Origin of the sequence: Paeniglutamicibacter sp., from assembly GCF_046714615.1 — a bacterium.
Lineage (GTDB): Bacteria > Actinomycetota > Actinomycetes > Actinomycetales > Micrococcaceae > Paeniglutamicibacter.
The window spans coordinates 1-9,984 of record NZ_JBKKAP010000054.1; the positions used below are offsets into that span (position 1 = coordinate 1).

General features: G+C 60.7%; 8 protein-coding genes and 1 rRNA gene. 8 read left to right on the forward strand and 1 reads right to left on the reverse strand.

Annotation, left to right across the window (positions count from 1 at the left end; all coding sequences use genetic code 11):
* Window positions 1–782 precede the first annotated feature (782 nt).
* From ACLQ7E_RS06020 to ACLQ7E_RS06035, 4 genes are all read left to right on the forward strand, one after another.
* Window positions 783–1,148 carry a hypothetical protein gene (locus ACLQ7E_RS06020; RefSeq protein ID WP_411731666.1) on the forward strand — a complete coding sequence of 122 codons (366 nt, stop codon included), beginning with the start codon at window positions 783–785 and terminating at the stop codon, window positions 1,146–1,148.
* Window positions 1,105–1,248, forward strand: a complete 144-nt coding sequence (locus ACLQ7E_RS06025; protein ID WP_411731667.1) for a hypothetical protein — start codon at window positions 1,105–1,107, stop codon at window positions 1,246–1,248. The genes ACLQ7E_RS06020 and ACLQ7E_RS06025 overlap by 44 nt, the downstream gene beginning before the upstream one ends.
* Before the next feature lie 163 nt (window positions 1,249–1,411).
* Window positions 1,412–1,528: ribosomal RNA gene (rrf, locus tag ACLQ7E_RS06030) — 5S ribosomal RNA — on the forward strand.
* A 455-nt stretch (window positions 1,529–1,983) separates the two neighbouring features.
* Window positions 1,984–3,987 (forward strand): M13 family metallopeptidase, encoded by a 2,004-nt coding sequence (locus tag ACLQ7E_RS06035; RefSeq protein WP_411731668.1) that lies wholly within the window; start codon window positions 1,984–1,986, stop codon window positions 3,985–3,987.
* A gap of 67 nt (window positions 3,988–4,054) precedes the next feature.
* On the opposite strand, the gene ACLQ7E_RS06040 is transcribed toward ACLQ7E_RS06035, so the two are convergent.
* Window positions 4,055–4,930: an alpha/beta fold hydrolase gene (locus ACLQ7E_RS06040; RefSeq protein WP_411731669.1), complete on the reverse strand. Its 876-nt coding sequence runs from the start codon at window positions 4,928–4,930 to the stop codon at window positions 4,055–4,057.
* A 97-nt stretch (window positions 4,931–5,027) separates the two neighbouring features.
* Here ACLQ7E_RS06040 and lysS point away from each other — a divergent pair, with 97 nt between their 5' ends.
* From lysS to ACLQ7E_RS06060, 4 genes are all read left to right on the forward strand, one after another.
* A complete protein-coding gene (gene lysS, locus ACLQ7E_RS06045) occupies window positions 5,028–6,548 on the forward strand; it encodes a lysine--tRNA ligase (protein WP_411731670.1) in 1,521 nt (506 codons plus the stop codon).
* A gap of 1 nt (window position 6,549) precedes the next feature.
* Entirely contained in the window at window positions 6,550–6,726 is a 177-nt protein-coding gene (locus tag ACLQ7E_RS06050; RefSeq protein WP_411731671.1) for a hypothetical protein, read from the forward strand.
* Between the two features lie 120 nt (window positions 6,727–6,846).
* The gene (locus ACLQ7E_RS06055) at window positions 6,847–7,167 is read left to right on the forward strand and encodes a histone-like nucleoid-structuring protein Lsr2 (protein ID WP_411731672.1); all 321 of its coding nucleotides are present in this window, start codon (window positions 6,847–6,849) and stop codon (window positions 7,165–7,167) included.
* Between the two features lie 228 nt (window positions 7,168–7,395).
* On the forward strand, window positions 7,396–9,909 hold the full coding sequence (locus ACLQ7E_RS06060) for an ATP-dependent Clp protease ATP-binding subunit (protein ID WP_411731673.1): 2,514 nt from the start codon (window positions 7,396–7,398) through the stop codon (window positions 9,907–9,909).
* The last annotated feature ends 75 nt before the right edge of the window (window positions 9,910–9,984 follow it).

The window sequence follows — 9,984 nt, forward strand, 5'->3', positions numbered from 1 at the left end:
AATGTCCCGGAACCCCCAAGCACACAGTGTTTGGGGGTTCCGATGTTTAACCCCCAAACCCCCACCGCACGGCCCCCAGGCACACGCCCCCGGGGGCCGTTCCCCGTTAACCACCCACCCCGGGACGGTGCCGTCACGGTCTTGGCAACGCCACCGGATGGCGACCAACGCAGCTCGCAATGACTTCGAGAAGTGGGTGTTGTTCCTCTCGGTCTCGGCCGATGACAAGAGACTGGCTGCGCGCGTGGATTCCACCCCACCTCCGCCCGTCATTCAAGGACTAATCGCCGCCGACTGGGTGATGAGAAGTGGATGTTGCTCGGCAACATACATACACGACCGCAGTAACTTTAAGTAGAGCGGGCGCCATGATTACAGTTTCAATGCGAGTGCCTAAGGACGAGTACGAACGACATCATTGGGTCGTGGAATAAGACAGGTTGGGCTCGCGAGCCCAGATCGCACCAGGCTCCGGTGGGTAGAGTTGGCCATTCCACCGCAGCTTGCCGCATTAGACATTGAAGTACCCGCCATGTTGACAGTCGAATGCGAAGAGGCCCTCACCCCGCTTGTTCGTATTGGCGATTACGCCGGCAGACAGCTTGGGTCCACATCACCCATGTTGGGTCCAATGGTTTCGATTCTGCGGAACACGGATTCAACGTCGTTGCGGCCGGCGTGCGCATACAACCGAGGCACGGGCGCGGACAGTGATCCGAAGGGAGGGCAACGATCCATCCCCTGAAGTGCCGTTCTGCCCGATTGCTGTATAGATTGATTCCATGACCGCGCACCTTCTGCCCATGCCCGCGAAGGATATCCCTGACTGGTTGGTCTCCATCACAGCCGAGTACGTCGTCAGCCGCATGGCGGCTGGCGAATCCGCCGCCGAGGCTCACGCCGCAGCTGAGAAGAGTTTTGCTCAACTTTTCCCGAATGGGAAGCCTCGGGAGCAGCATCTGGTTTGTAATGTCGTCGCCGTTAACGAAATTGTCGGCTACCTTTGGATCGGGCCGCAAGCCGATGCCGATGTCGGCAAGTGGTGGGTCTGGGACGTTGAGATCTTCGAGTCCTATCTAGCGCAGGGGATACGGAAAAGATGCGATGCTTCTGGCCGAGCAGAAGGCGAAATCGGCCGGCGCCGTTGAGCTGGGGCTGAATGTGTTTGGCTACAACACCGGCGCCCGCAAACTATATGAGTCCCTGGGCTACGAACCGCCGTCGATTCGCATGGCGAAGCCGTTGTGATCGACGAACTTCTGATTGTGATTACCCTCATGAGCCGGATGCCACGGTTTGGTTCGCGCAGGGTCCCGGCTTCCGCTATAGTTATTGATGAAGAACCACAGCACTTGTTGTGACTCGATAAAGCCACCAGTACTCCTGAATAAGGAATGCGCGGTACTAGAGTTACGGCGGTCATAGCGTGGGGGAAACGCCCGGTCCCATACCGAACCCGGAAGCTAAGACCCACTGCGCCGATGGTACTGCACTCGGGAGGGTGTGGGAGAGTAGGTCACCGCCGGACATAAATGTCCCGGAACCCCCAAGCACACAGTGTTTGGGGGTTCCGATGTTTAACCCCCAAACCCCCACCGCACGGCCCCCAGGCACACGCCCCCGGGGGCCGTTCCCCGTTAACCACCCACCCCAAGTTATCCACAGACTGTGGATTCGTTGCTGCAATCCACAGTCTGTGGATAACGTTGTGCAATTCCCTGGTTCCCGGCATGGTTGGCCGCGCTCCACTCCCGACGCTATGGTTGCCGATGTCTGAATGTGGCGATTCCGCAACAACTGCGTTTCACCGCTGGAGTAACCGACGAAAATAATCTCAAATTCTTACTTCACACGCGTACAGTGAATCGTTGAGACGTGGAACACGATGCGTATGCCCTTGCGCTTCCCGCGGTGTCGACGCGAGCCGGCCCGCGATGATGGAGGCGGTCACGGCGTGCGCGCGGATGAATGGATAGGACAAATATGAGCACCGATTCGTCAGTTGCAACCAGCACCGTGAAGCCGGCGGCAAGCGCGAACCACCGTGACAACAATGTCAGGCCGCAGGACGACCTGTATCGCCACGCCAACGGTGCCTGGCTCTCAAGCGCACAGATACCCGCGGACCAGGGTAGCTATGGATCCTTCATGGCGCTGCGCGACGATTCCGAGGCGGCGGTGCGGGCCATCATAGAGGCAGCCCAGGAGAACCGGGGTGGCGCTGACGGAACCACGGACGCGCGCAAGGAACGCATCGCAAACCTCTATGAAAGTTTCATGGATGAGGAACGGATCGAGGCCAGCGGCGTTGAACCCATTCGTGCGGACCTGGCATCCATCTACGCCACCACTAGCATTGCAGAACTCATCGGCCTCAGCGGATCATTCTTCCGCCGTGGTATTTCCGGATTCATCCAGGCCGGAGCCAGCTCGGACGCCGGGTCGCCGGAACGAAACCTGCTGACCCTGATCCAGGGAGGGCTTGGGCTTCCGGACGAGTCCTACTACCGTGAAGAGCAGTTCGCAGAGCTCTTGGGCGAGTACCAGGAGCACCTCGGCCGATTGCTGGCACTTGGCGAACTGACCGGCACCGAGGCTGCGGCGCGGGACGTGGTCGCCTTGGAAACCGCCTTGGCGTCCCACCACTGGGACAGGGTCAAGTGCCGCGACGCCCAGGCCCGTTACAACCTCATGACCACTTCAACGCTCCTCGAGCACATTCCTTCCCTTTCCGGATGGCTTTCCGGTGCCGGAATCGAGGCGAAGTATTTCGCCGAAGTCGATGTCTGGCAGCCAAGCTACCTCAAGGGACTCGAGCAGGTGCTGAACAGTGAACCGCTGGCATCATGGCAGCACTGGCTGGCAGTGCAGCTGATCCGCTCGAACGCACCATACCTGTCCAGTGCATTCGTCAACGAGAACTTTTCCTTCTACTCCGCAAAGCTGTCCGGGGTCCAGGAGCTGCGCGAGCGCTGGAAGCGTGGCGTGGCGTTCACCGAGGGAGCCGTGGGTGAAGACATCGGCCAGCTTTACGTTGCCGAGCACTTCCCGCAGCGCAGCAAGGACGAGATGGACGCACTGGTCGTCAACCTCATTGACGCCTACCGCCAGTCGATCGGCGAGCTGGAATGGATGAGCCCGGATACCAAGGACAAGGCGCTGGAAAAACTGTCCATGTTCCGGCCCAAGATCGGCTACCCGAACGAGTGGATCGACTATTCCTCGATTTCCGCCGTGGCCGACAATGTCATTACCAATATCGCCGCGGCAAACGAATTCGAGTTCCTGCGTGAACTGAAGAAGATAGACGACGGCGTGGACCGTGAGCTGTGGTTCATGTTCCCGCAGACGGTCAACGCCTACTACCACCCGTTGCTGAACGAAATTGCTTTCCCAGCAGCAATCCTTCGCCCACCCTTCTTTGACGCCGACCGGGACGCCGCATCCAACTACGGTGCCATCGGTGCCGTGATCGGGCACGAGATCGGGCACGGCTTCGATGACCAGGGGTCCCAGTTTGATGGCACCGGCGAGCTGAAGAACTGGTGGACCGATGAGGATCGGACAGCCTTCGAAAAGCTCACCGGCAAGCTTGTTGACCAATACGAGGCGCTGGTGCCCCCGGAGTCGCCGGAGCACCATGTCAACGGCAAGCTCACACTCGGGGAAAACATTGGCGACCTGGGTGGCCTGGGCATTGCATACACCGCCTACAAGCTGGACCTGGCGGCCCGGCGCGTGGAAACCGACGAAGTGATCGACGGACTGAACGGGGACCAACGGTTCTTCTACTCCTGGGCAGAGTGCTGGCGCACTCTGACCCGTCCGGAAACGATGGTCACCCGCATCACCACAGACCCGCACTCGCCGGGTGAGTTCCGTTGCAACCAGGTACCCAAGAACATGGATGCTTTCCATGAAGCCTTTGGCACCAAGCCCGGCGACGGCATGTGGCTGGAACCCGAGGACCGCGTCAAGATCTGGTAATCACGAATGCTTCTGCCGCCCCTGCCCTTCGGGTGCAGGGGCGGCAGAAGCATTTTTGCCGCCGGGGCTACGATCGCGCGAAATAGTCGCCGATGTCATCGAGCAAGGCCCCGAACGCTGCCGGAACGGAACCATGGATGCCCTTGGGCGTTTCGAGGTATGTGGATCCCGGCACCACATCATGCAGTTTGCGGGCCGTCGAACGGAAATACCCTGCGCTTTTGGCACCGGCCATGAAATGCGTATTGGGCGGTAGAACCGAAAAGCTGCTTGCGGGTTGTGACTCCTCGAGGGCGGCCCGAAGCTCGCCGACCCCGCTGGGCAGCATGGCGCGGGACAGCTTGCCGGCCTTGGTGCGCGAGGTCCCGGCCAGCAAAGCCGCAAGGATCGGCGCGGGAACCTTGCTCAGGGTAGGCGAGAACTTCATGCCACGCTGCATGCGTGCCAGTGCCCGGCTGTTCCTTCCCGCCTCCACGTCTTCGGAGAACGCCATCAACCACCCAGTGTCGATCGAGGAATCGAGATTGATGGCAGGATCGTAGACGGCAAGACGACTCGGCACGTGGCCGTTGCCACGCGAGGCCCCGGGATCCAGGAAGCTCCTTACCGCGTTGAGCACGACTGCCCCGCCCAGGGAATGGCCAAAGAGGTTCTGGACCCCGGTGTGTTCCAGCATGAGTGCCACGTCAGCGATCTCTGTGCCCATCGAGTAATCGGCAGGCTGCTCGGTGGAGTTTCCGCGCCCACGGCGGTCGTAGAGATCCACCGTCCAGTCCTGTCCCAACCGGGCACTGAGGGCCGCGGCGAACGGCCGGTAGATTAGCGCGGTCAGGAAAGCCCCTCCCACAACCAGGATCCGGCGGTGCCCGGGAGCATTCGGGTTGCCATATGAATACAGTGCCAGGGATCCGCCGTCAGGTGTTTCCAGAATGCTTTCTTCCATGATCGCTCCATCCTATTCCGGGTTCGAAAGAGACCTTGGGGTGTTGCTCCACACCTCTCAACCCGCGCGCAGAATATTCGGACTAGAATTGGATATTGTGACTGCCGAAAAAACTGCCCCAGTAGCCAACGCCCCCGAGACCAACGACCAGCGCCAGGTGCGCATGGACAAGCGCGCCGTCTTGTTGGCCCGTGGAGAAGAAGCCTATCCAGTGGGTGTCGCCCGGACTCACTCGCTGCATGAGATTCGGGAACAGTTCCCGGACCTTGCCCCGGACACAGCCACAGGCATCCAGGTCGGCATCGTGGGACGAATTGTCTTCATGCGCAACACCGGCAAGCTGTGCTTCGCCACGTTGCAGGAGGGCGGCCCCGAGGGAACGGGCACCCGGCTCCAGGCCATGCTGTCCCTCGCCAACGTGGGCGAGGATCGGCTTGCCGACTGGAAGGCCCTTGTCGATCTGGGAGACCACGTACTCATTTCCGGTGAAGTCATCGCTTCGCGCCGTGGAGAACTTTCGGTCATGGCCAGCGATTGGCAGATGGCTTCCAAGGCGTTGCGCCCGCTGCCGGTGTTGCATGCGGAATTGAACGAGGAAACTCGCGTGCGCCAGCGCTACGCCGATCTGATCGTGCGTGATGAGGCCCGGGAAATGGTCTACAAGCGCGCGGCAATCACGCGCGCGGTGCGCGACACCCTTCATGCACGGGATTACGTCGAGGTGGAGACCCCGATGCTGCAGCTGATACACGGCGGTGCCTCTGCACGTCCATTCGAGACGCATTTGAATGCGTTTAACCAGCCAATGACGCTGCGTATTGCCACCGAATTGTTCCTCAAGCGTGCAGTCGTCGGCGGCATCGACCGCGTCTTTGAATTGGGGCGGATCTTCCGCAACGAAGGCGTGGATTCCACGCACTCTCCGGAGTTCACCACCCTGGAATCCTACGAGGCATATGCCGACCAATTCGTGATGGCCGACCGCATCAAGGAGATCATCCTCAATGCCGCCGACGCCATCGGGGCCGGCCGCCAAATCGAAACGTCAAAGGGCACCATCGACCTTGACGGCGAATGGGCATGGCTGGGCGTCTACCCCGGACTTTCCGAAGGCGTGAGCCAGGAAATCACTCCCGACACCGATGTGGAAACGCTGCGCGCAGTTGCTGAAAAGCACGGCGTAAAAGTCGATCCAAAATGGGAAGCCGAAAAGCTTGTCATTGAATTGTTTGGTGAAATCGTTGAACCGACTCTCATCAACCCGACCTTTGTGTTTGACTATCCGCCGGCTGCACAGCCGCTGGCCCGTCCGCACCGCAGCAAGCCAGGAATCATCGAGGCCTGGGACCTAATCATTGGTGGGATGGAGCGGGGAACCGCATTCTCCGAGCTGATCGACCCGGTGATCCAGCGTGAGCGCCTGACCTCGCAGTCCCGCATGGCCGCCGACGGCGATGACGAGGCCATGCAGCTGGACGAGGACTTCCTTCGCGCTCTTGAATACGGCGCCCCGCCAATGGGCGGCATTGGTTTGGGCATTGACCGTCTGGTCATGCTCTTTGCCGACACGGGAATTCGAGAAACCATCCTCTTCCCACTGCTCAAGCCGGAGGCTTAATATGCCGTATATCGAGGCAATTCTTCCAACAATTGTTGTTGCGCTGGTCTTTTGGTTTGTCATTCGTGCAGTATCCAATGTGGATCGCAGTGAGCGTGCTGCGGAAGCCAAAGTGGACGCGCAAATTAAATTAGCCGCGCAGCACGAGGACAACAAAAGCCCGAAAGCTGATAATTAGCCTAATATCTGAATTCCCACTTGCTGGATGATCCATAGTTGTGATTATGATATGGGTACCCGCATGGGCACAAACCGTTAATGTGTTCATGTGAATTCCCACCACGGCAAGGAGAAGCTAATGGCACGTCAGGTCCAAATTGCATTGATTGATGATATCGACGGTTCCGAGGCAATCGAATCCATCGTATTCGGCATCGGCGGACAGCATTATGAAATTGACCTCAATGAGGAAAATGCAGAGGCGTTCCGTGCGGCTTTCAAGCCGTACATCAAGGTCGCGCGCACCTCGAAGCAGTTCACTCCGAAGGAAGCCCCGGCCATCCGCGCCTGGGCCAAGGAGAACAACGTCAAGGTCAATGCCCGTGGACGCTTGCAGGCCGATGTCATCGCCGCCTACCACGCTGCCCAGGCGAAGAAGTCACGTTCCAAGTCCAAGTAAAACTTTCGACGCCTGATACATCTGGTGAGCCCGCGGGCTCCCGGCCGCTGTGGGGATAGGGAATAAACGCTGGGGGATCGGATCCATTCAATGGATCAGATCCCCCAGCGTTGTTTAACGCGAAGAAGAACGCCGAGGGTGAACAATGTTATCCCTTGGGCGAACATCCAACACGAGCCCCAAATTGATGCGTAGCATCGAAATACGTGTTAGCTAGGAGTGTGCCGCATGTTTGAGAGATTTACCGACCGTGCCCGTCGCGTTGTCGTGCTTGCCCAAGAAGAGGCGCGCATGCTCAACCACAACTACATCGGAACCGAGCACGTATTGCTCGGCCTCATTCATGAGGGCGAGGGAGTAGCGGCCAAGGCCCTTGAGTCGCTGAACATTTCCCTTGGCGCCGTGCGTGAGCAGGTCCAAGAGATTATCGGACAGGGCCAGCAGGCTCCTTCCGGTCATATCCCCTTCACCCCACGGGCCAAGAAGGTTCTTGAGCTCTCGCTGCGCGAAGCCCTGCAGCTGGGCCACAACTACATTGGCACCGAGCACATCCTGCTCGGCCTGATCCGCGAGGGCGAGGGCGTTGCAGCCCAGGTCCTGGTGAAGCTCGGCGCCGACCTGTCTCGTGTGCGCCAGCAAGTCATCCAGCTGCTCTCCGGTTACCAGGGCGGCAAGGAAACCGCCGGTGCCGGCGTCAGTTCCAGTGGACAGAGCGAAGGCACCCCGGCCGGTTCGGCAGTGCTCGACCAGTTTGGCCGCAACCTTACGACCGCAGCCCGCGAAGGCAAGCTCGACCCGGTCATCGGCCGCGAATTCGAGATGGAACGCGTCATGCAGGTCCTCTCGCGTCGCACCAAGAACAACCCCGTGCTCATCGGTGAACCGGGTGTCGGTAAGACAGCCGTCGTCGAGGGCCTGGCCCAGGCGATCGTGCGTGGAGATGTCCCGGAAACCATCAAGGACAAGCAGCTCTACACCCTTGACCTTGGTTCCCTGGTTGCCGGTTCGCGCTACCGCGGTGACTTCGAGGAACGCCTGAAGAAGGTCCTCAAGGAAATCCGCACCCGAGGCGACATCATTCTCTTCATTGACGAGATCCACACCCTCGTCGCTGCCGGCGCGGCCGAGGGCGCAATCGACGCGGCCTCGATCCTCAAGCCGATGCTGGCCCGCGGTGAGCTCCAGACCATTGGTGCCACGACTCTTGACGAGTACCGCAAGCACATCGAGAAGGATGCCGCCCTCGAACGCCGCTTCCAGCCGATCCAAGTCAAGGAGCCTTCCGTCGAGCAGACCACGCAGATCCTGCGTGGATTGCGCGACCGCTACGAGGCCCACCACCGCGTGTCCATCACCGATGGCGCCCTGGCGGCGGCCTCGGAACTGGCGCACAGGTACATCTCTGACCGCTTCCTGCCGGACAAGGCGATCGACCTGATCGACGAGGCCGGAGCCCGCCTGCGAATCCGCCGCATGACCGCCCCTCCGGCGCTCAAGCTGATGGACGAGGAAATCTCCACGGTCCGCCTGGAGAAGGAAGCTGCCATCGACGCACAGGACTTCGAGGGAGCCGCGTCGCTGCGCGACAAGGAAGGCAAACTCCAGGAAGCCCGTGCCGAGAAGGAAAAGGCCTGGAAGAACGGTGAGCTCGACGAGATCGCCGAGGTTGACGCCGATTTGATCGCCGAGGTCCTGGCCAATTCCACCGGCATCCCGGTCGTCAAGCTGACCGAGGAAGAATCCACGCGCCTGCTGAACATGGAAGATGAGCTGCATAAGCGGGTCATCGGCCAGAACGAGGCCATCAAGGCCATCAGCCAGGCCATTCGCCGCACCCGTGCAGGCCTGAAGGATCCGAACCGCCCCGGTGGTTCGTTCATCTTCGCCGGCCCCACCGGCGTCGGCAAGACCGAGCTGGCCAAGGCGCTCGCGGAGTTCCTCTTCGGTGAGGAAGACGCGCTGATCACCCTGGACATGTCCGAGTACTCGGAAAAGCACACGGTCTCTCGTCTCTTCGGTGCCCCTCCGGGCTACGTTGGCTACGAGGAAGGCGGCCAGCTCACCGAGAAGGTCCGCCGCCGCCCGTTCTCCGTGGTGCTCTTCGACGAGGTCGAGAAGGCCCACGCGGACCTCTTCAACTCGCTGCTGCAGATCCTGGAAGACGGCCGCCTGACCGACTCCCAGGGCCGCGTGGTCGACTTCAAGAACACCGTGATCATCATGACCACGAACCTTGGCACCCGCGACATCTCCAAGGGTGTGATGACTGGCTTCCAGTCGTCCTCCGACACCAAGACCGGCTACAACCGGATGCAGGCCAAGGTCCAGGAAGAGCTGCGCCAGCACTTCCGCCCCGAGTTCCTGAACCGTGTTGACGACGTTGTGGTCTTCCCGCAGCTGACCCAGGACGAGATCGTGGAGATCGTGGACCTGTTCCTCGGCCGCTTGAAGAAGCGCCTGGTGGACCGGAACATGACCATCGAGCTGTCCCAGGCCGCCCGCGTCCTGCTGGCGACACGCGGCTACGACCCGGCCATGGGTGCCCGCCCCCTGCGCCGGACCATGCAGCGCGACATCGAGGACCAGCTCTCGGAGAAGATCCTCTTTGGCGAGTTGGTCGCCGGCCAGCACATCAAGGTCGACGTCGAGGGCGAGGGCGACGATGCGACGTTCACCTTCCACGGCGAAGGCGGAACCCCGCAGATCGAGGGCGAGCCCGCACCGGTCGCCATCGAAGGCTAAGCACCAAGGAAATAGCGCCTGGGGCCCGGCTACCCCACGGTTGCGGGCCCCGGCGGTTTTGGGGGCAAGGGCCCC

Bases quoted from the DNA above. Each gene is read 5' to 3' on its own strand.
- ACLQ7E_RS06020 (WP_411731666.1), top strand. From the start codon at position 783: ATGACCGCGCACCTTCTGCCCATGCCCGCGAAGGATATCCCTGACTGG.
- ACLQ7E_RS06025 (WP_411731667.1), top strand. From the start codon at position 1,105: ATGCTTCTGGCCGAGCAGAAGGCGAAATCGGCCGGCGCCGTTGAGCTG.
- ACLQ7E_RS06035 (WP_411731668.1), top strand. From the start codon at position 1,984: ATGAGCACCGATTCGTCAGTTGCAACCAGCACCGTGAAGCCGGCGGCA.
- ACLQ7E_RS06040 (WP_411731669.1), bottom strand. From the start codon at position 4,930: ATGGAAGAAAGCATTCTGGAAACACCTGACGGCGGATCCCTGGCACTG.
- ACLQ7E_RS06050 (WP_411731671.1), top strand. From the start codon at position 6,550: ATGCCGTATATCGAGGCAATTCTTCCAACAATTGTTGTTGCGCTGGTC.
- ACLQ7E_RS06055 (WP_411731672.1), top strand. From the start codon at position 6,847: ATGGCACGTCAGGTCCAAATTGCATTGATTGATGATATCGACGGTTCC.
- ACLQ7E_RS06060 (WP_411731673.1), top strand. From the start codon at position 7,396: ATGTTTGAGAGATTTACCGACCGTGCCCGTCGCGTTGTCGTGCTTGCC.